At 44.1% G+C, this 20,960-nt stretch carries 17 protein-coding genes and 1 pseudogene; 2 read left to right on the top strand and 16 right to left on the bottom strand.

Features of this window, described 5'->3' with window-relative positions; genetic code table 11:
* Positions 1–442 precede the first annotated feature (442 nt).
* The 6 genes from MKY48_RS01655 to MKY48_RS01630 form a co-directional block, all read right to left on the bottom strand.
* Positions 443–1,696, bottom strand: coding sequence for a mechanosensitive ion channel domain-containing protein (locus MKY48_RS01655; RefSeq protein WP_339269536.1), 1,254 nt, complete (start codon positions 1,694–1,696; stop codon positions 443–445).
* A gap of 248 nt (positions 1,697–1,944) precedes the next feature.
* Entirely contained in the window at positions 1,945–2,754 is an 810-nt protein-coding gene (locus MKY48_RS01650; protein ID WP_339292118.1) for a hypothetical protein, read from the bottom strand.
* Between the two features lie 24 nt (positions 2,755–2,778).
* Positions 2,779–3,252, bottom strand: a complete 474-nt coding sequence (locus MKY48_RS01645; protein ID WP_339269532.1) for a DUF5381 family protein — start codon at positions 3,250–3,252, stop codon at positions 2,779–2,781.
* A 20-nt stretch (positions 3,253–3,272) separates the two neighbouring features.
* Positions 3,273–4,304, bottom strand: a complete 1,032-nt coding sequence (locus MKY48_RS01640; protein ID WP_339292117.1) for a WXG100 family type VII secretion target — start codon at positions 4,302–4,304, stop codon at positions 3,273–3,275.
* A gap of 418 nt (positions 4,305–4,722) precedes the next feature.
* Positions 4,723–5,979, bottom strand: a complete 1,257-nt coding sequence (locus MKY48_RS01635; RefSeq protein ID WP_339292116.1) for a DUF438 domain-containing protein — start codon at positions 5,977–5,979, stop codon at positions 4,723–4,725.
* Between the two features lie 457 nt (positions 5,980–6,436).
* Positions 6,437–6,760 (bottom strand): DUF2642 domain-containing protein, encoded by a 324-nt coding sequence (locus MKY48_RS01630; RefSeq protein WP_339292115.1) that lies wholly within the window; start codon positions 6,758–6,760, stop codon positions 6,437–6,439.
* A 276-nt stretch (positions 6,761–7,036) separates the two neighbouring features.
* On the opposite strand from MKY48_RS01630, the gene MKY48_RS01625 reads away from it, so the two are divergent.
* Both MKY48_RS01625 and MKY48_RS01620 read left to right on the top strand, forming a co-directional pair.
* Positions 7,037–7,237 carry a hypothetical protein gene (locus MKY48_RS01625; protein WP_215164152.1) on the top strand — a complete coding sequence of 67 codons (201 nt, stop codon included), beginning with the start codon at positions 7,037–7,039 and terminating at the stop codon, positions 7,235–7,237.
* A gap of 745 nt (positions 7,238–7,982) precedes the next feature.
* Complete coding sequence (locus MKY48_RS01620) at positions 7,983–9,323, top strand: lytic polysaccharide monooxygenase (protein ID WP_339292114.1); 1,341 nt, start codon at positions 7,983–7,985, stop codon at positions 9,321–9,323.
* 102 nt (positions 9,324–9,425) lie between these two features.
* Here the strand turns inward: MKY48_RS01620 and MKY48_RS01615 are convergent, their stop codons facing one another.
* From MKY48_RS01615 to MKY48_RS01570, 10 genes and pseudogenes are all read right to left on the bottom strand, one after another.
* Positions 9,426–10,430, bottom strand: a complete 1,005-nt coding sequence (locus tag MKY48_RS01615) for an AI-2E family transporter (RefSeq protein WP_339293460.1) — start codon at positions 10,428–10,430, stop codon at positions 9,426–9,428.
* 580 nt (positions 10,431–11,010) lie between these two features.
* A complete protein-coding gene (locus tag MKY48_RS01610) occupies positions 11,011–11,805 on the bottom strand; it encodes a sensor domain-containing protein (RefSeq protein ID WP_339292113.1) in 795 nt (264 codons plus the stop codon).
* A gap of 212 nt (positions 11,806–12,017) precedes the next feature.
* Complete coding sequence (locus MKY48_RS01605) at positions 12,018–13,343, bottom strand: NAD(P)/FAD-dependent oxidoreductase (RefSeq protein WP_098741567.1); 1,326 nt, start codon at positions 13,341–13,343, stop codon at positions 12,018–12,020.
* Between the two features lie 32 nt (positions 13,344–13,375).
* Complete coding sequence (locus tag MKY48_RS01600; RefSeq protein WP_339292112.1) at positions 13,376–14,680, bottom strand: NAD(P)/FAD-dependent oxidoreductase; 1,305 nt, start codon at positions 14,678–14,680, stop codon at positions 13,376–13,378.
* Positions 14,681–15,410: 730 nt separating this feature from the next.
* Complete coding sequence (locus MKY48_RS01595; protein ID WP_251036220.1) at positions 15,411–16,022, bottom strand: VWA domain-containing protein; 612 nt, start codon at positions 16,020–16,022, stop codon at positions 15,411–15,413.
* 180 nt (positions 16,023–16,202) lie between these two features.
* A pseudogene (locus tag MKY48_RS01590) lies at positions 16,203–16,670 on the bottom strand (TerD family protein); the annotation flags it as partial.
* A gap of 483 nt (positions 16,671–17,153) precedes the next feature.
* Entirely contained in the window at positions 17,154–17,759 is a 606-nt protein-coding gene (locus tag MKY48_RS01585; protein ID WP_054404444.1) for a response regulator transcription factor, read from the bottom strand.
* Positions 17,760–18,932 carry a sensor histidine kinase gene (locus MKY48_RS01580; protein ID WP_339269513.1) on the bottom strand — a complete coding sequence of 391 codons (1,173 nt, stop codon included), beginning with the start codon at positions 18,930–18,932 and terminating at the stop codon, positions 17,760–17,762.
* Positions 18,933–19,676, bottom strand: coding sequence for an ABC transporter permease (locus tag MKY48_RS01575; RefSeq protein WP_098741436.1), 744 nt, complete (start codon positions 19,674–19,676; stop codon positions 18,933–18,935).
* Positions 19,677–19,702: 26 nt separating this feature from the next.
* Positions 19,703–20,608 (bottom strand): ABC transporter ATP-binding protein, encoded by a 906-nt coding sequence (locus tag MKY48_RS01570; protein ID WP_339269511.1) that lies wholly within the window; start codon positions 20,606–20,608, stop codon positions 19,703–19,705.
* Between the last annotated feature and the right edge of the window lie 352 nt (positions 20,609–20,960).

Raw genomic sequence — 20,960 nt, 5'->3', positions numbered from 1 at the left:
CTGCAAAGCGATTCGGCCTTCATTGGCTTGTACTTCCTGCCTAGCGCGGATAATCTTAGCGGACATGTCGAGTTCGAGCAATGTCTATCACCCGCCGACCAATGACGCTCGATTGAGATATGGCCATGTTCTACCATTGCTTCTACACCGGTTAGCCATTCTCCTCCCGCGTGAAATCGTCAACCCCCATTTCACTTCTCTCCATGGCCAATATCGAATAAATGCACCCTACGGGAATCGGCGTAATCGCCTCCAACGGAACGCATATTCAAGATGAGATATTGAACCGGGTCTTAGATTACTTCCATGACAAGGGAATTAAGGCGAAGCTAAAAGGCATGAATCCGGTAAAGTACCGAACTCATGCCCCTCATATCGCCGTTACAGACTTATTTTATTCAGGCCTTACTTTTCAACTCGTTTCGACGCCTACGATCAGATCTCAATATCCTCGCGAATATTCCGGGCTTTCTTTGAGTTGAACGATATCATGGCCGGTTGGGTTTTGGAAAGCACGCAGCCCAAATGTCGGCGCAACGGCAAAAATATGGTCAAAAATATCCGCTTGAATCGATTCATACACTCCCCAGGCGGTATCATTACTGAAAGCGTAGATTTCCAACGGCAGTCCGTTATCTCCCGGTGCTAACTGTCTGACAATCAGCGTCATATCCTGATGAATTTTCGGATGATGCCTCAGATATTGATGGATATATTCTCGGAATACACCGATATTCGTAAGTTGTCGGCCATTCACTTTGCTATCCGTATTAATCTGGTGTTCGATGTTATACGTATGAATTTCATTTATTTTTGTCGTGACATAATCGGTAAGGTAGTGAATCTTCTGGAATTCCTCAATCATTTCTTTCGTACAAAAACTTATGCTGGTCGTATCGATATAGACGCTTCGCTTAATTCTTCGGCCGCCGGATACTTGCATGCCTCTCCAATTCTTGAACGAGTCGGAGATGAGAGCGTAGCTCGGAATCATGGTGATTGTCTTATCGAAATTCATCACCTTTACCGTGTTTAACGTAATGTCGATCACGTCGCCGTTCGCATCGTATTTCGGCATTTCAATCCAGTCGCCGACACGCACCATGTCATTCGACGATAATTGAACGCCTGCCACCAGGCCTAATATGGAATCCTTAAAGATTAGCATCAGCACGGCCGATAAAGCACCAAGCCCACTGAGAATGATCAACGGATTCTGACCGATGAGGTTTGAGATCACCACAATGCCGCCGATGATGAAGAGAACGATCTTCACCACCTGAATGTATCCCTTGATCGGCCTGATCTTGGAGACCTCAAACGAACGATAGATGTCATCAAAGGCATTAAGCAGCGCATTGAGCACCGTGATGGTTACGATAATCATGTACGTCATTGCCGCCTTTTCAATCAGAATCTGATAGGGCGGAAAGATGGACGCCGAAAAATAAATAATGATCGCCGGCACGAGATGTGACAGCTTGTGGAATACTTTTTTCTCGACAATGATATTATCCCATGTATAACGATTGTTATTGACAATATGAATTATGATCTTCAATACGATTTTTTTGGTTAAAAAATTGGCTAATATAGAGACAACGGCTATAAAAACAACCATGATCATATTTGAGAGATATCCAATGGTTGGTTCGCTCATGCCGTATCCGTCTAGTTGGTTTTTGATAAAGTCCATTATTTCCTCCTGACGTAGTTTAAGATTAGCCTATTATTATAAATTGAATTCTATTACCACGCAAAGTCCAAGATAAGACATCGATGGGTTGATTTGGAATAAGCTAGGGTAAGACTGACTGTTTGAAAAACAAAAGAGAGCACCGGAAGGGTGCTCTCTTAGTCTGATTCGATATGGCCGAAGGGTGCTAAGATTATGGATCGCATAGAAGACCTTTCAGATGAGCAGTACTACACTTACCGTATTCCCTAAGTCAAAGCTCCAGCAAAAGAGCCTAGCGTCTTTCTGCATGCAGAGAAGGATTGCAGCTCAATGCAAATCTGTGGTTCCTCATTCCTGTCCGCTTCCTGATTACATACAATCCAGACCCCTTCTTTGGCAGGAAGCACAAACAAAATATCCTCGATTGCCGTCTGGTTTCCGCTTCCAATTCTTATCGTGCTTAGATTGTCCATGGTACGGGCATTGGTTTGAAAATCCTGCTGCCATTCTGCAATCAGCCGCTGTTGGTCGGATGAAAGCTCGTCATAGAGAGGGCAGGCAGGGGATTCACCAGCTGTCAGCCGGTTCCACAATTCTTCAGTGATCACAACCTTGGATTCGGATAAAGTCATCCCTTCAGCTTTCGAAGGCTTCACTCCATAGAAACGTACAAGCTCCTCTTCCCAATCCTGCGGCTCTGTCCAGGATAGAAAATGAAGCGTGTTATTGTCAGACAGGTGGTACAAATACCGCTGCTGCAGCTCGTGGATGGTCAGTACTTTGCTAGAATTCCGATCGGTAATCCCTCTCAGCATATAATTGCTCTGCAGCAAGTGCTGAATCATTTGCGTAATTTCGGAAGTAAAACGAACCACTCCGTTCCCTTCATCAATCGATTCTATAAAGCCTTTGGACATCAAGCTATGTGTAGCTGCCTGAAATAGAAGCTCCCATCTGTCTTCAGACAGGTCTCCATAGTATGCCTTCATAAGTCCTGCAGCCATTTCCTCCCCTTGATGAACGGCCAAGGTGTATCCCAGCTCTTCTAATGAAAATATATAGGTATGCTCGCTCATGTAAGCAAATCCTCCAGTACAGATCTATTTCGTTTCCTTTCCGTTACGGCTGATCAGCCCCCGCAGGCGCTTCATGACAGACTGGATTTCGGTATCGGTCAACAAATAATACGTATTCACCGTCCAGGTCTCTCTGTTTTTCAAATGAAAAATCAGCACAGGAAATTTCGGAAGCAGCCACTTCCGAATGGAAGGGCCGCTGTAGCTGATGCTTGTAATCTCCGTCCAGGCTACGGTCCGCGTACCATCTGAAATGGAATTTTGATCGTAGGTGAGCAGCTGCGTGTCTGATTTCAACGCCTTTGGCAAGCTGACAACCAAATATCCTCCAAAAAACGGAATCCCTATTATGGCTGATGTGATACAAAAAAACTTGCGAATAAAGGAAGTATCCATAAAAAAAGCCGCGTACAGCAGAAACAGGCAGGCCAGCACAAACAGTAAACTGCCAAGTGATTTGCCCCATGCCACGGATTTCCGATAAGATATTGCGTTCATAATTTAGCGCCTTCCTGAAATTATTTGAACAGTCCGCTAATCCAGCGAACTCCCTTTTCGACAACTTTAGCTGCGCCATCACCGACAAAAGCTCCAACCGTACCACCTACATAGGAACCGATGGCCGCACCAACCGGGCCACCAATCATCGCACCGACGGCTCCGCCTGCTACAGCCCCGCCATAGGTCGCTGCTGTTTTTACAACAACGTTGGATGCGGCTACAGCTACTTCTTCCCCGTTAAGCTTGCCTTCACGATACTTACTGACAAGGCCGGAAGCCTCGCCGATCACATTAAAGGTTGCGTTAATCGGGAATATCTTTTTGGCGATCATGCCTGGAATTTTCTTGGTAGCGATCCCATATCTACCTTTTTCTACGCCGGCTATGACCTGTCTAGTCCATTGAGGAAAGTTCTTAGCTTGACTAAAGCCTAACCCAAAATTGAGACCGAATTTGCTTGCCACTCTATCAAAGCCTTTGATTCCTTTCATCATGAGGCCTGGGTTCACAATCTGGCGATTTATGCCTCTTGCCAGGTTCTTCAAGAACGTATTGTTACCTTTGCCTTTAACCCATGGCGCATTATGAATTTTGGCTCGGGACGGATTTCTGGGATCTACTCTGAATTGTACCGTCTTACTTAAGACTAAAGAAGCGCCCACAGAGCTGTAAAGGAGAGTTCCCCACTTTTCCAGATTATCTCTTGCTTCAAGCGAGCTGTCTAACACGTTCTGGGTTTGATCAATCGGATCGGCGGCCGTCCTTGCCTGTAACGAAGCTTGAGTGGAATCGGCCTCTTTAAAGCGGTTGACAATCGTATGTAATTCCGTGCTAACCGAACCTACCGCTGCAGTAAAATTATCCATTTGCTGACGGGCAAGCTGGAAATTTTGATAGAATTGCTGCCTTGTGGTACCTTCCCATCCACTTTCAAGGATATGAATCTGCTGGGTAAGGTGGCTGCAAATTTGCACCCCGATCTCCCTGGCCTGTGCAAATTGTTGGGATATCTCCATAAGTCTTTCCGGAGGAACTAATATTTTGCCCATGGCACTCACCTCAACAATATACAGATTAATGTAATTATTCTAGTAAAGGTTATCAATCTTCACAAAAGGAACAAGTATCAGAATAGTAAAAAAATCGTTAGGTCCTTGGAACCAATTCCCTTTTCACATAGTGGGTGGACAGAGCCGATTACGAATTCAAACCCAAAGCGTCCAGTTAAAAGTAAAGTACCTTATGCCAAATGACCTAAATCATGACTAACCGTACAGTTCATCATTAGCAGGAAATCCGTTACGATTTAACAACAAAGGCTGTCCTTCAAGTAGATATTCTACTTGAAGGACAGCCCTCTTTTATGGAAAGGACGCATATCCGGCATCTGCTATGACGGTGCCGGGAAATCGGCCCAGTTTTGCCCTTTACTTTTTCTGGATGCGGTTTTGGGGTTCGCGTAACAACTTACGAAGAGAGTATCCGTTTTTGACCTGTGAGTTCCTGAATCGGCTTAATGTTTTGAGTGAATTCAAGCGTACCTAAATAGTTTCCTTCTTCATCCCTTACGGCAAAATAGCGAATGTAAACAAATTTATCTTTAATCGGGATCCAGAAATCTTCTGCATCTTTGACACCTGCCTTGAAATCAGCAAGCAGCTGATTGACGACATGAACGCTTTGCGGAGGATGGCAGTTCTGAACACTTCTGCCGATTACCGCTTTGGTACGAACGAAGATTCGTTCTTTTCCCTGTGAAAAATATCGAACGATATCATTTTCATCGATAAAGGTTAGGTCGACTGGTAAATGGTTTAAGATGGATTCCATCTGTCTGACCGATAAAATGCCTGTACTCATTCGGATATATCCCTCTTGCAGCGGAGAAGACCCCAATCCCTGATCTGCGCCAGGTTCAGCTGCTCTTTCGGGAATCCATTCTTGATCGGGCGCAATTAAGCAATAACCGACTTCTTCGCTTTGGGCAGCAATTTGAAGCCATTCGTCTTCCGTCAACTTTTCCAGAGCCATTGGTAATAAGATATGTTCCTCTTTATAGATCATTTCTGTTACTTCGGTTAAGACGCGTTTTGCCAGATCCACTACGGTCTCGGCATTGCCATCAAAGTGAGTGAGTTTGGATTTCACTTCTTTTATTCCCAATCGGATACCGTCATCTACTGCCCACATCACCTTGGTCGGTCCATAGATCCCATATTTCTCGAGAAAAGGAAACAGCACATTTTCTTTGCGGCTGTAGTGTTTATCTACATCATAGAGGAGACTGAAATCCTCTAGCAATTTGAGGCGGTTTGCCTCTCCTTGATCCTTAAGAAATTGATCCAGATGCAGGGCGATTCTGAAATTTGCCAGTCGATCAATTTCTCGGTTCTCCATTTTAAAGGTATGCACTGGATGTCCAGGCTGCTCTTCCGGTTGATGAGCTCTGTGAATGTCTTGGATGGAACCTTTGAATACGGCAGCATGCACACTGCACAGTCGCTGTACCTCGGTTACGGGTATTCCTTCCTCCTGCATCAGCACTTGCTCCAGCTCCGAAATCTCATCAACGGAAATTTCCCCTACAGTTTGATTAAACTTGGCCTTTACTTCCTCCACGCTTTTTCCATAGTGCAGCTCTTTAATGATATCCTTGAGCATATTTATACGGACGGTTCGATGAGCAGAAACTCCATTTTCACGGTTATTAATGAATTCACTCATGTTCTTCACCTCGGTTTTGTTTCAATATATAAAGATTAAATTTTATCTTGTTTACTTCTCTAAACTAGCATCCTCATGCTCCACAGCTTGTGATTAAAAACACAAATGAAATGAAAATTCATTGAACAAAGAGAGGTGATCCGTTTCTTCGAAAAGTGACGAGTCGCTTTCTAAAAAGATGGGAAACCAGATAAAAATATACAATATGATTACGGATGTCCATATTACGCCGGGCAATGTACATGACTTCGGTTCCTTATCTGTCCCGAATAGATCGCCAACAACAAACGATTAAGACATCGCGGGGTTAATTTGGATATTTGTAAGACTTTCAAGAAAACAAAAAGAGCACCGAAACGGTGCCTTTTTTCGTATTGATCTTAACCATGAACAATTCCTAGCCCTTCCTTGATGAAGATTTTGTCCAAAGCCTCTTAGATCGGCTCTCGTCCATTGTTTATTTCTCTTCTGCTTTTTCAAAATAAACGATTTCACATAATCGAATGTGATGCTTTTTTCCATGGACTACAAGAGCTACGTGATCAATGAAAACATCATCCAGAGTACCTACCAATTTGCCGACAGTTGTCGTGATGGCAATCATTAGCCCTATGTGCTGGATCAAATGCTCAGTGAATTTGGGTTCCACAGTTGTCGTATACATAACATTTTTTGGTAATACCGGAGTTTCCTTGCGCAGTACATCTTCATTCCGATAATATTGCGGAGCTGGGAATGGGGCATATGGTCGCGGATAGCCATAGTACATAAATCTATTCATGAGTTGCATACTCCTTTGTCATAATTTGAAAAACACATCTATATAACATATGACAAATACCTATGTGGTGTTCCAGAGAAGTGTTGTGCAAAATAAGAAAGCCGTAGATGGGATATCCTTTCCCCTCATAAAGTTCGGATGATAGGGGCGTAAATTCTTCAATCTCCTCGAGTATTTCCACCTAGATTAGGCTAATATCACAGGAGATTTTCGGGCTATCGACATATATTATTATTGCCTAGATCGAACACCAAATCTAAAAAGGAGTGTGTTATTTTGTCCGAAACGGTTTATTTACAAAATAGGTCTTACGATCCTGAACAAATGGCTGGTTATCATTTTGTGAAAGCTGAACATTTTGAGCGAATGAAGATGGCTTGCGCGGGCAATCCGCCGTTCTTTTATAAATATGCCGAGCAAGAATATTACCATAAAGCACTTGCGCACCGTTATAAAGGTATGGGTGGCTGGATGTAATAATGCGAGTTGACCAAATTTTCAATGAGTCCGTTCATTTAACCGATTAACGCGAGGACTTTTTTTACAATTCACGAATTTATCCAACCCGATGTACTATCGGGTTCTTTATTTATAGCGGAACCTTTGTTTTCATAAGCATATGGTCTAGTTTCCCTTCGCAGACATTTTCAAATTTACCCGATTCCGGTTGGCGTTTCCGGAGGTGAATATGACCGAATAAAAAAAGGGTGCATAGTCATAGCATGCTTTCACTCTTCACACAGTTTCGGACTAGATTTTAACTATAAGAAATGCGAAAACCCGCTCTATGGGCGGGTTTTATGTATGGAGCCGAGGGGAGTCGAATCCCTGCATCGAAAGCGAAACCCCGACACCCCGTAACGTCAGCCTGAATGCCTTCTTCAGTTAATCTGGGAGAAGATGTGGATGTTTCACACTCTTCTGGTTCTCATTAACTATTGCAGTGTACAAAAGCCTGTTATAAAATGTTTTTAAATTACTTTTAATTCCATAATTATCCTAAAATGTGATCCGCTTATATTTTACCACCTACGTCAGAAATCCCCTCTTATTCACCAACACAATCATCTATTACACCAACCATTAGTTATTTATGTTCACTTATTGAGCATACATATTGACCTGGAAGGAGGTGAGAAAACACGTCGTTATGCCATCAAGGTACGAATGATCGTTTGGTTCTTCGTGCATAGTTTATCTAAAAGAGGAGGTTTTTTTATTGATGTTAACCCTACGTTTTCCCAATTCCGGACTCATTAAGAAGGTCTTGGCTGGCGGTCTATTAATGACGCTCGCTGTTATGGCACTATTCTTATTCGAGTCCAAAGCATCCGCTCACGGATATGTAAGTAATCCTTCCAGCCGTGCGGATTTATGTGCAAGAGGAGTCAATACGAATTGTGGACTTATTATTTATGAACCGTATAGCTTAGAAGCAGCAAAAGGATTCCCGGCAGCAGGTCCAGCCGATGGTAAAATTGCAAGTGCTAACGGCTTGTTCGCTCCACTTGATCAGCAATCCGCAACTCGTTGGACAAAAGTAAACATTTCACCTGGACAAACGACTTTTGACTGGAAGTTAAAAGTGCCGCATGCTACAGCTAGCTGGAAATACTACATTACCAAGCAGGACTGGGACCCGAATGCACCATTAACTCGTGCATCCTTCGACTTAACTCCTTTCTGTAATGTACCGTATAAAGGGATGCCATCCAATACTTATTCCGACACTTGTAACGTACCGAGCAGAACGGGGTATCAAGTCATCCTCGCTGTTTGGGAAATTGCGGACACAGGAAATGCATTCTATAACGTTATCGATGTGAACTTCACCGGTGGTGGAAATCCAGATACAACAGCGCCAACTGCTCCGACAGGAGTAACAGCTTCCAATGTCGCAACCACGAGTGCAACAATTTCTTGGAATGCTGCTACTGATAATGTTGGCGTTACGAATTACCGTATTTTTAACGGCTCAACCCAAATTGGTTCCACAAGTGCATTGAATTACAATCTAACAGGCTTAACACCGAATACAACCTATAACATCACCGTTAAAGCAGTAGATGCTGCTGGGAACATATCACCCGCCAGCAATCCTGCATCCTTTACCACACTAGCTGTAGTAGGTCCTGATACAGAGGCTCCTTCAGCACCTACAAGCTTACATGTGATGGGTACAACTACATCTACTACAGTGCCTTTAATGTGGAATGCTTCAACGGACAATGTGGGTGTAACTGGCTATCAAGTGTTCCAAGGCTCGACATTAGTCGCTACGGTTTCGGGTTCAGCGCTTGAATACACGGTTACAGGTCTGTCGCCAAATACGGCTTACTCCTTTACGGTAAAAGCTCTTGATGCCGCTGGCAATGTATCCGCTGCTAGCAATATTGTCAATGTAACGACACCTAGCGCACCTGTCACATACCCTGCCTGGGATGCATCCACGGTTTATGTTGGTGGCAGCAAAGTAACCCATAACGGTGTGAACTATGAAGCGAAATGGTGGACTTTAGGTGAGACTCCAGGTGGAGCCGACGTGTGGAAAGTCATTCCTTAATCTTCTGACTTTCATAGAAAATGACTACAGAATTTTCTGTAGTCATTTTTCTTATCTTATATTTATCCCATCCAGCTAATATCCGCATGGAGGACTCCGAGGTCAGGATTCTTCTTTATCTTCGTTGTGCGAGAAATGATGACTCCTAGGACTTACGTTTTCTCCTGAAAGCTGTACAGCTTCTTTTTTTGATGATACCGCGTTGCTTTGATCGACTTCAAAAATATCGAGCAGGAACATAAAGATCGGAATCCCGATAATAAGCCCCCAGATCCCCATGAAGTGCTGGGAGAAAATAAGAACAATAAAGGTGTAGAACATCGGCAGCTTCGTTTTGTGAGCATACAGCTTCGGATTTAAGAAGTATGTCTCAACTGCATGGATGAGCAAAATCATGACAATCGCCCAAATGACGGTTGAGATACCACCAATCTGGTAACCGATAATACTGATTGGAATGAAGGAAATAACAACACCGACTACCGGGATAAGGCTTAGTAAAAATACCATAATCGTTAGAGCGAACAAGTAAGGGTAGCCCAAAATCGACAACCCGATAGTCGTTAGAATCGTGTTGAACAAGGCGATCATCAGTTGAACCTCTATCACTTTACCGAAGGAAGAGGTGAATTTTTTGCCAAAATATTTAAACTCATTGTAAGCCCAGCTTATTTTGCTTTTGCTCAACTTATCTGTAAAGTCATTGACTGTTTTCTTCTGGATTAAGTAGAAGTAGCTCAATACAATAACAAAAATGATAACCTCGGCCCATTTGCCTATCTTCAGAATATAATTTAATGCCTGGCTTCCGTATTGCTCTAATTCCAGCTTACCCAGCGCGGAGGAGACAAGCTCAGCAATTTCATCCGACTGAGGTGTATTCACGAATTTGATAATGGAAAAATATAAATCAGAAATTTGATTAATGAGCTTCGGAACATAATTGGCAATTCCGTATACAAGCCCAAATATTAAAGCCCCATACAATATCGTATTAACGACAATAGACGATATAGGAAACAGCTTAGATATTTTCTTCGTAATAAAGTGCTCTAGGCGTCCCATGACGAAGGTAACAAGAAACAGCAATAACAGCAAATTGAGCATACCTCTTAAGCTATACAGCAATAAAACGACAAGTAAGAGGAACAGAATTCTTCTTACTATATTGTTAGCAAAAAACTCCCGCAAAAAATTCATTCGCTTCCCTCATTTAATTATATTTTAGTTATCTAAAGATTTACGGATGAACCTGGAGAGTCACAATACGAAAGACTTGACTTCCGACCGCTGTTGACAGCATGACATTACTTCAGTTCAATTATATATGAAAATTGTTACATTCGAAAATCTCATCAACAGCTTAATAATTAATAAATAAAACACACACCATTTCTACCGCTCCAAAACACAAAGATTAGCAGCTGCATCGAGAGATCATTGGCTCAAGCGCTAGTCCTAAAAAGGATGCTGCTCTAGTGGCCCGTGCCTTTGCTACCGTACAAGGAAATTGCGTAAAAATCAATTATTTCGAACGGATCGTTATACAATCGCATAGACAAAAGCCCGGCCTCAAACGGTCGGGTTTTTCATCGTATCTTTTAAACCTGTCAGACGAATTTCGTTAAGCTCTTCAGTTGTCCAAATAAATCACGCTTCAAGTAGTGGAGTTTAAAAAAGAGAGCTTCTAAAGCTCTCTTTGGGCTGGCTGCATCATCCCTTGAGTGGGGTGATCCTCTGGGTACTCGTAATATTGCGACTGAACGGGCGCATGTATGTGTGCTTCCATTGGCGGCACTGACGGCTGCTGATAGGGCTCATCCACATACATGATTCTACGAAGAATTTGCATGAGCCCATTCACGACGCGCAGCGCGACCCAGAAAAGGATAAGGCCAATGCCTACGTACAGCAAATATTGCTGATTATAAGTCCAATCTATATGAAAATAACTAAACACGCTATTCTCTAAAATATCAAGCTGCATTTCATTCATCAAAATGATATGGACGACTGGAAGAGCAATTAATCCGAGTCCTAGTGAAATCGCCGTTACCATAATAACAAAGAATACAATGCCTGTTACAAATCTTAATAATACAAGCAGCAGATTTCGAATGAATAACCCACCCTCAAAGTCTCTCACCATTCGCTTCAACCAGTTCTCCCCAACTTCAGATTGTCGATTGTAGGTATACGATACAGAAGGAGTAGGTAATCCTAAAATTTGTCTAATCATGCTTTGTTCAAAATTCACAATCCCATTCAACAACTTAGCTATTCCAAAAAACAGCGGTATTCCGATAAATATTGGAGTCAAACTGATGGATAGTGTAAGTCCCGTTATCGCTACTGTAAAATAAATAATCCCTAACGGGAGAGATAGTAAGAAATAGAGAATCGTTGCATAGGTTTTTGGATTAAAAAGCACCCAATTCACCTTGCCTGCCCGCGACGTTGCAGCCGCTTCTGTTGCCTTCATATTCAAACACCCCTTATGGCTAAGTCACGCTCCGAGTAATAAATCCATTATATCCGCTTTATTGGGCTGACATAACCGTCTTAGGGGGTATCTGAACCTAGACTTTAGACTAGGGACTGGGCCGGCTCAGATTTAGGTGCCCTCTACCTTAACCTTCTATATATTGCGCATTTAAATGCTCAACCACTTCTAGCATATTCTGAAAAATAATATCAATCTTTTTCCATGATGCCTCTAAGTTGATCAGCAAGTGCCACCGCGGCGGAATAGCCGGAGCTCCAGGCCCATTGCAGGTTATAGCCACCGCAATCCCCATCCACATCCATCACCTCGCCGGCCAAATAGAGCCCAGGCACGAGCTTCGATTCTAGCGTTCCTTCTCTTAACTCTGTCGTATCGATGCCGCCGGCTGTCGTTTGGGCATTCGGGAAACCATTGGTATCGGTCACGATGAAATCCCAATGCTTCATGAGGCGACACAAGGCTTTTCTGGTTTTCCACGATAGATCCTGACACAGCAGGTTCTGGTCCTGATCGATTCCCGCCTCTTTCAAGAGGATGGGGATCAGCTTCTTGTTTAAAATCCCGATTAGGGAAGCAGCCACCGTCCGGTGTCCGAACATTCCCCAATGCGTATCCAGAAAATCGACGACCTCTTCCTCTGTTCGGTCTGGCATCAAGTCAAGCGATAAGGTCACCGTTTCTCCTCTTGCGAGTTGATATGCAGCCTTTCGGCTTAACTGGAGAATCGGCGGGCCAGAAGCGCCATATTTCGTAAACAGAACCTCTCCATACTCACTGCGGATGACTTCACCATTTACAATGATATTCCCCCATCCCTCGAATTTAACTCCGGAAAGTTCATTCAGATATGGGCTATCCAGCTTCAATTGAACAATCCCGGGTACAGGATCGATCAGGGTATGTCCCAGTCGTTGGGCAAGTGTGTAACCGGAGCCATCCGTTCCTGTCTTTGGAGCGGTAAGGCCGCCCGTACAGAGGAAGAGATAATCGCTGGTATATGTGACCTTTTCCTCTGTTTCCGTCTGGCACACAATCGTGAATCGCGGATGTTCCTTCGACACGGTAACGTCCAATACTTTGGTTTTGAAGTATATCGGAACATTCCGATCCTCCAGTGCAATCCGGAAAACTTCTAACACCGATGCAGCCTGCAGCGACATCGGATACATTCGGCCATTCTCAATAGCGATCAGCGGAAGGCCGAGTGTGTTAAAGAAATCGACAGTTTGCCGAACGCCGAATTGCTGCAGCACAGGTAGCGGAAATTCCGCTTGATTACTGTGATATTTACTGGATAAATTGACCGCTTCGTCCGTACCCGTCGCCGTGGATTTGTTCGTAATGTTACAACGCCCATTACCGGTCGTTAGTACCTTCTTTCCGACCCGGTCGTTGCTTTCAATGATCGCAGTATCGATCCCTCGGTCTCGCGCAGTAACGGCGGCCATAAGACCTGAAGCGCCTGCACCGATAATGAACAGCTTGTGGTGCATAGTAGATTTCGACTTATACATAGGTGTTGAATTCATTCCTTTTTCTAATAGCTTCATCTAAAAATGCGTTTCCCTAACGCCATCGCGGCCGCATAACCGGAGCTCCAGGCCCATTGCAGGTTGTAACCCCCAAAGTCCCCGTCGACATCCATCACCTCGCCGGCCAAATAGAGCCCAGGCACGAGCTTGGATTCCAGCGTATCTGCGACGAGCTCTTTCGTAGCGACGCCGCCGGCTGTCGCTTGTGCGTACTCAAAGCTTTGGGTTTCGGTTACTTTAAACTCCCAACACTTCAATAACTTATAAAAGATCTTTTTGGTTTTCAACGAAAGATCTTGGCAAAGCAGGTTCGGCTCTTGATCAATTTTCGCTTCCTTCAGCAGGACGGAGACCAGTTTCTTGTGTAAAAAACCGACGAAGGACTCCGCGACCGTCCGATGCGCGAACGTTCCCCAGTTCGTCTCCAGAAATTCGATAACCTCTTCCTCCGTGCGGTTCGGCATCAAATCTACGGATAGGGTAACGGAGTCCCCTTTCGCGAGATGTATGGCTGCCTTCCGCCCGAGCTGCAGGATCGGAGGGCCGGAGAAACCGTAGTCGGTGAAATGAATTTCGCCGACTTCGCTGCGAACGATTTTACCATTTACAAGGAGATGGGCTCGTCCCTGGAGCTTGATGCCCGATAGCGCCTTCTGATAGGGATACTTCACCTTTAATTGCACGATGGCCGGAACAGGCTCTACCAAGGAGTGCCCCATTCGCTGGGCAAGTGTATACCCAGACCCGTCCGTCCCCGCATTCTGGCCGGTAAGACTGCCCGTACAAAGAAACAGGTACTCGCTGGTATAAACAACCTGCTCCTCTGTTTCAGTTCGGCATGTAATTTTAAATCGTGGATGATCTGCCGATACGGTGACATCCAGCACTTTGTTGTTAAGGTATACCGGAATGTTCCGCTCCTCTAAAGCAAGCTCGAAAATATCCACCACAGATGCAGCCTGTAGCGACATCGGGTACATTAAGCCCTCTTTCAATTTTGTAAGCGGCAGCCCGAGCACGTGAAAGAAATCAATGGTCTGACGGATGCCGAATTGCTGCAGCACAGGCAACGGAAATTTAGCCTGACTGCTGTGATACTTGCGCGATAAGACCACCGCTTCGTCGTCCGTACCCGTCGTAGTGGAATCGTTCGTAATATTGCAACGACCGTCGCCTGTCATTGAGATTTTTTTCCCAATCCGGTCGTTACCCTCCAGAATGGCGGTATCAATACCCAAATCCCGCGCAGTAACGGCGGCCATGAGTCCTGATGCGCCTGCGCCGATAATAATCAACTTGTGGTGCAAATAATCGTGCATGGTTGGTCAATGCACCCCTTGCCAATAGATTTATGTATAGAAATGTGATTTCTCTGAATGAAACTGCGCTATATCTAATTATAGCACAGGAGTATGCACCGCATAATCCAGGTAGAGTATTCGGTTCCATCACCAGTTTTAACGCCGTCTGTACAACTCGGTCTTGGATCGACGGAATGCCGAGCGGGCGCTTGCGACCGTCTTTCTTCGGGATATAGTGGCGCCGTACGGGCTGTGGACGGTAGCGCTTCTGGAAGAGACATTCCCGGCATTCCGCGACTATGTATATTTAGAATTTCAAAGAAAATGGCTTTAGCATTGATTAGATAAGTTGAATTTCAATTCCACAACGCAAATAAAAGAACTGCTTTTACAACACTGGTTATATTCCTGCGATATAGTGGTCTGAGCTTCAAGATGGATACCGAGAAAGCCGAGGATTTCAAGGTAATATGGTTTATCATCGATTTGATCGTCAACAAGCGGCTACTATCATTGAAGATCATTGCATCATGATTTCAAAATAATAAAATGCAAAAACACCATCCTCATGCGGATGGTGTTTACGAACCGTGGCTGTGCAAAACCAACAATTCGCCGGAATGTGATGCTGAAATCGTTTGAGGAAGTTGAGTAGTCAACCTGTCTGCTTGTCTGCTCCTAAATAACATAGCCAAGACTTAACCATTGTTTCCCGCTAGCAGAATGGCAATGTAAAAAGGCTGCATGATCATCGAATAATCTTTTTCTCTGTCGCATCCTTGATCCACTTCGGAAATTCATTCAGGAGTTGGTCATACAGCACTTCATCGGATACCGCCGAAATATCTTTCAAATGAATGAAATTTGCATTATCGACAATCCGCCCTTCCATCGTATCCAGTTGTTTTAGTACTTCAAAATCAGAATCTCCTATCCCCACGAACTGCCAAAATATTGGAAGAGTCGCAGAGTCTACGATCACTTTTTTAGTCGGCTTCACTACGCCTCCATCATTGATAAAGATAATGAATACAGGCAGGCTTGATTCCTCTTCGATGGTATATTTCTTAATAACATCCTCCATAACTCGAGGCTCATTATTGCGGCCATACTTATGGATATTCGAATTATTTAAAATTTGAGTATTTACATAGGAAATGAAGTCTCGCTCCGTCACAGTGGGTAATCGACTGAATTCATGATCATAAACCCACACATCCAAAGCAGCATTGTCATCAAATTTGCTAGCTACGGCCAATATACGCTCAACAACTTCTTGGACCGTCCCATTCTTATACAAGGTCCGCATAGATCCTGTAACATCTAGCACGATGCCTACTCTAGCCGATAGATGGGTCATTTTCTTCTTTTCCAACGTGTACGCCACAATGTTCTTACGCAAATCTATTTTAGACAATACGATCTCTTCCGCGACTGCTACAGCTTCGACAATCTCTTCCGCCTGCTCGACCACAAGCCCATAATTCGTGCAAAGCGCAGCCAACCCCCCATAGAATCCACTGCCAATGGCATTAAACTTCCATTCCTCGTTATATCGGTACAACTCACCCACGACAATCGCTGTTTCCTTTGACAGATCATTCCCATATTCAAAACGAAATAATTCTTCTCCCGTAATCGTATCTACAAGCCGTAAATAAAAGTCTGACGCATCACTTATCGTAAGCCCATGCTCGTCCCCAGCATGAATAGTCACAGAAAGGGCTACTTTTGCAACGCTTTTCGGCAGTTTCGATAGATGCAGCTCAATAGTCTCTTGGTCCCCTTGAGTAGTTGCACTATGTGAAACTGCACCATAAAGATCAAAGGGATTCCCGTAAAAAATAAAATCCTCATCCCGCTCGCATCGATTCTTCTCCGATAAAAGAAAACATGCTGCATCGATGCTCATCGTCGCTTCCTTCTTCGTCCAACCAAATTGAAAACTAAGGGCAGTTAACTTTCTACCTTTTGTAATTTCTATCTTTTGCCCTTTGAGTAGATCCATAGGATTATCTCCCCTTTTTAATAATATATTCCAATTGTACATCAAAAGTAGAAGGAATACTTCATTAGTAAGATTCATTGGAATAGTCATATAAAAAAGAAGAGGATGTCATACTAGTCTCTACGAAATTTGCTGGCTGGCTTCAAAGGCGTCGTCACTGACCGGAAGTTCCAGCGGTTAGAGATTAGAAATTTCATCGTCAGTCACATATAAAAAATGATTGTCTATAAGAGTATGTGACATTATCTTAAAGCTGCATGTCCAGGAAATGCAAAAAAGCGACCGATCACGGTCGCCTTTTTATGGTATGTATGGAGGCGAGCCGTGGCTGTGTAAAACCACAATTCGCCGGAATGTATTGATTAGGTTACGGTATGCTAAGTAGCGGATCATAAAAAAGAGAGCTTCTAAAGCTCTCTATGGGCTGGCTGCATCATCTCTTGAGAGGGGTGATCCGCTTACCTCCATACCTCGGAGCTCTCCTTAATCCAACCATCCCTTGCTACGTGCGATATCTATCGCCTCGATCCGTGTATTCGCCCCGAGCTTCCCAATCGCTTCTGACATATAGTTCCGTACCGTTCCATAGGATAGAAACAGCTGTGCTCCAATATCTTGAAGAACTAAGCCTTGGGCAGCCAACTTCATGACTTCACGCTCCCTGGGTGATAATGGACATGGATCATCCCATACCGCGAGCGACAATTCTGAATTGATGACACGTTTCCCATCATAGACCCGACGAATCGCATCAGCCAATTCCTCGCTGCCCGTATCTTTGAGAAGATATCCATAAACTCCTGCCTGCATAGCCCGCTGGAAATATCCAGGACGCGCGAATGTCGTCAAGATGATGACACGAACAGCTAACTTATTTTTTTGAACCAATTCCGCAATATCTAACCCCGTTTTTAGTGGCATCTCAATATCCAAAACAGCTACATCGGGTTCATATTGCTGAATCATGGACATCACTTCTTCCCCATTTTCAGCTTGTCCGACTACTTCAATATCATCTTCTAACGAGAGTAAAGTTGCCAGTGCTCCCCTTAATAACTTTTGATCTTCTGCCAAAACAATACGAATCATCTAAGCACTACCTACCTTTTCATTTCGTATTACCCTAGGTATATGTAAGGTGACTTCCGTCCCCTTGCCTGAGGATGAGGACAGCGACATACGCCCGTCGATCATAACCAACCGTTGCCGCAATCCGGCGAGGCCATTACTGCTTGTATAGAATTGATCCATATCTGCCCCAATACCGTCATCACTTACAGATACACGAACTTCCCCTTCCTGAATGTCGAGAAGAACGTTGCAACTTGTTGCTCGGCTATGTCGTACCACATTGGTAATCGTCTCGCGAAAACACATCGCCAAAATCGTCTCCTGCAAGGGTGTTAACGGAAGCGGATTGTTCACTAATGCGTCTTCCGTCCCTACATTAGAAGGTCTGGGATCAGAAATCGATTGATATTGAAATAAAAGCGGTATGCCCGCAGCTGAACATAACGATACAGCATGCTTATATTCGTCAGCGAAGTATGTGACTTTCATCTCCGTAACCAATTCACGCATTTGTTTCAAGGCTGCGCGTGCCGTTTCTCGTATTTCACGAGCCTCTGCTATCGCTCTCTCGGGATGGCGATTGACCAATTTTTCAACGACTTCCCCTTTTAGTGCGATTAATGACAGCGTATGGCCCAATGTATCATGGAGTTCACGTGCAATCCGCTGGCGCTCCTCCTGCTGTGCCATTCGTTCAGCCGTTTCTGCCCGCAACCGCGCAGACTTCTGTTGAAATCGAGTCGATGTTCGTATAAGATACGGCAGAATACAGATGCCAAACATAGGCACCAGCCCTATCCATACTAGGCTGCCCATCCTCTCCAAGTAAGGAACAGCGATAAATCCCATAGCTACAGTGAAAACGATCGTTATAGAGAGTAATATCGGCAGCTTTTGTTTGCTCAGCGGAGCAGCTATCATAAAACCTATAAACGTATACATAGGGTGAAATACAGCTGCTAAAATTAAAAGTATACCCACCTGAACGATCAATATTGGCGTGGCCCACTTTGCATAAAAGTAGGATTGTCGAAAGGATAGAACGAATATGCCTAACAGAACAAAGCCAAGCCACTGTAGACTTGATGGCTCATAGAGTAGAAAGTACATGGGTATCATTAAATTTGTTAACAAAATATAAGGAGCGACTCCTTCCGATTTTGGAAAGAGACGCCACTTTTCTCTATTCAATTAGACCGCATCCCGTCGATTATATATATAGATTGATAGTAGCATAAAGAGGAGACCGCATCCTGTCAAAATTATGAAATCAATACTTGCTGGATTTTTTCCAGCGATCATATTCCATGCCCCATTGGCATAACGGTGAGATGGAAGCCATTCCCCGACCGAGCCCATCCAACTTGGCAAAGTACTAAGCGGCATCCAAAGCCCCCCCACAATGGCAAGTCCCATCTGTAATACATTTCCGATGGCAACGGAGGTATTCGCATTTTTAAGCGTTCCTAGCAATGCACCAAGCGCCAGAAAAGATATACTCCCAATCCATAACCATAGTCCGCATAAAATCCATTGCCCGGCTGTCAATTGTATATCATGAACAAGGCCAGCAGATAAAAATATAACTACAATGACGATCAAGTGAACAGCCATTTGCGATACAATTTTGCTGCCAATCCAGACTGCAGGAGATAGTGGAGTTAGCTTCAACAAGCGTACCCACCCATCTTGATGCTCGAACGATAGACGGATACCGAATTGAGATACGGCTGTACCAATCAAACTAAATGCAGTCATCGACATCAATGAAAAGACACCCCAAGTTGTTGATTGAATCGATTTATCTACACCATTCATACTCGCAAATAAAAAGTAGAAAGCAAGCGGCATCGCAATGGAGAAGAGTAAGAAAAATGGACTGCGGATAATTCGTATACTTTCTGCTTTGGTTTGGGCAACAAACATATGTAACATGGCTATTTTCCTCCTAAAAATGTTTATTATCGTATAATTGTTTGTTTATTTGAGCCTGTAAGACTTCGGAATGTATCTTCTAAGCTGGCTGATTGTATATCAATATCTGAAATTCCCCATTCAGACTGCATCAGTGTAAATAACAATACATCGGTCTCTTGAGCATACAGACGAATTCGCTCGCCGTTGCATTCTGCCTTTTCTACACCAGGTAATGTGAGCCATTCCTGATGGGCTGGCGCGTTCGCCGCTCGAAATGAAACGGTTCTAAGCGCTGTTTGAGCCTTTAAACCTTCTGGAGTCCCTTCCGCAACAACCTGTCCACTGGCGATTACTGCGATATGATCTGCGACAGCATCCGCTTCATCTAAATGATGTGTAGTTAAGAGTACCGTACGTCCGTCATTTGCCAGCGCTTGGATGGTGTCCCAAAAGCGGCCACGAGCCTCGATATCCATTCCGACTGTTGGTTCATCCAGCAGGAGAAGCTCTGGATTTCCCGCCAAGCTTTGGGCGAAAGCTAATCTACGACGTTGTCCTCCAGACAGCGAGGATGCGCGCCGTTTCTGATCCGCGTGGAGACCCGAAATGTCTAACAATCGCTCTAGCGACATCGGATTACGATAATAACTGCGGAACAATTGAAGCACTTCTTTGACCGTAAGTCCATCTGCAGCTTTAACATCCTGCATAAGCGCTCCGACGCGTTGCCGTAATTCTTTTGTTCCAGACGGCATCCCCAAGACCCTGACTTCTCCTGATGTTGGCTTGATCATTCCGAGGATCATGGAAATGGTTGTTGTCTTGCCTGCCCCATTCGGTCCGAGCAATGCTGTTATTTGACCTTTCTCAAATGATAGATTCATATGATCAACGGCACAGTAGTTGCCGAATTTCTTCACTAGATTTATACATTCAATCGCCTTTGTCATTTTGTACTAACCTCCGCTAATTTCTTCTTTCGTTACTTGATGTCCTCATTATATTGAAAAAGCGCGAGAACCAATTAGTGTGGGTTGTCACAAGCCGATTATGACAAATGTCAGAAAAAAGAAAGCAAAAAAGAAGGACCTCTAGGCCCTTCTTCAGCATAACGTGCATTTGACACTCTTTGATTGAGGTGCCTTGTTTTGCAAACTTATAGCTAAGGATTTTACACTTTTAATCGAACACAGCAAAAAACCACAATCTCTGAAGTGACCCCATTAATGATTCAACGGACAATGCGGGTGTAACAGGCTATCAGGTGTTCGGAAGGCGCGACATTAGTAGCTACAGTCTCTG

Origin of the sequence: Paenibacillus sp. FSL W8-0187 (genome assembly GCF_037969755.1) — a bacterium.
Taxonomy (GTDB): Bacteria; Bacillota; Bacilli; order Paenibacillales; family Paenibacillaceae; genus Paenibacillus_AQ.
This window is presented reverse-complemented; position numbering and strand designations above follow the sequence as displayed.

Excerpts from the sequence above, each read along its gene's own strand:
- MKY48_RS01655 (WP_339269536.1), bottom strand. The coding sequence starts at position 1,696 with ATGGACTTTATCAAAAACCAACTAGACGGATACGGCATGAGCGAACCA.
- MKY48_RS01650 (WP_339292118.1), bottom strand. The coding sequence starts at position 2,754 with ATGAGCGAGCATACCTATATATTTTCATTAGAAGAGCTGGGATACACC.
- MKY48_RS01645 (WP_339269532.1), bottom strand. The coding sequence starts at position 3,252 with ATGAACGCAATATCTTATCGGAAATCCGTGGCATGGGGCAAATCACTT.
- MKY48_RS01640 (WP_339292117.1), bottom strand. The coding sequence starts at position 4,304 with ATGGGCAAAATATTAGTTCCTCCGGAAAGACTTATGGAGATATCCCAA.
- MKY48_RS01635 (WP_339292116.1), bottom strand. The coding sequence starts at position 5,979 with ATGAGTGAATTCATTAATAACCGTGAAAATGGAGTTTCTGCTCATCGA.
- MKY48_RS01630 (WP_339292115.1), bottom strand. The coding sequence starts at position 6,760 with ATGAATAGATTTATGTACTATGGCTATCCGCGACCATATGCCCCATTC.
- MKY48_RS01620 (WP_339292114.1), top strand. The coding sequence starts at position 7,983 with ATGTTAACCCTACGTTTTCCCAATTCCGGACTCATTAAGAAGGTCTTG.
- MKY48_RS01615 (WP_339293460.1), bottom strand. The coding sequence starts at position 10,430 with ATGCTCAATTTGCTGTTATTGCTGTTTCTTGTTACCTTCGTCATGGGA.
- MKY48_RS01610 (WP_339292113.1), bottom strand. The coding sequence starts at position 11,805 with ATGAAGGCAACAGAAGCGGCTGCAACGTCGCGGGCAGGCAAGGTGAAT.
- MKY48_RS01605 (WP_098741567.1), bottom strand. The coding sequence starts at position 13,343 with ATGTATAAGTCGAAATCTACTATGCACCACAAGCTGTTCATTATCGGT.
- MKY48_RS01600 (WP_339292112.1), bottom strand. The coding sequence starts at position 14,680 with ATGCACGATTATTTGCACCACAAGTTGATTATTATCGGCGCAGGCGCA.
- MKY48_RS01595 (WP_251036220.1), bottom strand. The coding sequence starts at position 16,022 with ATGACCCATCTATCGGCTAGAGTAGGCATCGTGCTAGATGTTACAGGA.
- MKY48_RS01585 (WP_054404444.1), bottom strand. The coding sequence starts at position 17,759 with ATGATTCGTATTGTTTTGGCAGAAGATCAAAAGTTATTAAGGGGAGCA.
- MKY48_RS01575 (WP_098741436.1), bottom strand. The coding sequence starts at position 19,676 with ATGTTACATATGTTTGTTGCCCAAACCAAAGCAGAAAGTATACGAATT.
- MKY48_RS01570 (WP_339269511.1), bottom strand. The coding sequence starts at position 20,608 with ATGACAAAGGCGATTGAATGTATAAATCTAGTGAAGAAATTCGGCAAC.